This window comes from Proteus mirabilis ATCC 29906 (genome assembly GCF_000160755.1).
GTDB classification, from domain to species: Bacteria; Pseudomonadota; Gammaproteobacteria; order Enterobacterales; family Enterobacteriaceae; genus Proteus; species Proteus mirabilis.
This window is the reverse complement of record NZ_GG668608.1, coordinates 1-333: the sequence shown is the minus strand read 5'-3', so window position 1 is coordinate 333 and position 333 is coordinate 1. Positions and strand designations below refer to the sequence as shown.

1 pseudogene is annotated in these 333 nt (G+C 38.7%); it reads left to right on the top strand.

Annotated features, from left to right (window positions below):
• A pseudogene (locus tag HMPREF0693_RS18240) lies at positions 1 to 193 on the top strand (hypothetical protein); the annotation flags it as partial.
• Positions 194 to 333: the final 140 nt, after the last annotated feature.

The following is a 333-nucleotide window of genomic DNA, read 5'->3' as shown; positions in this document are numbered from 1 at the left end:
CTATTGGCGCAAAAACACACAAGAGAGTTGTGTTTATTTGTTAGAGAAAGCGAAGCAATTTATTCAAGGACACTTACAACAAACGAATACATGGATATCTATGTATGGTCTTGTGATTGTTTCTAATGCGTCACTGGAAGAACAGTTGCCTGAAGGTTTATTAAAGGCACTTAAAGTATCAATCCCCGCCTAATTTTTTTAACACTTTCACACTAATCATCAACGGACACTCCTCTGGGGGTGACTATGCGTATGGAAAAATTAACCAATGTAACTTATGGAACAGCAGGCCTAACGGCCTTTTTTGCCAGTCTTTCGTTATATGAATGGGGA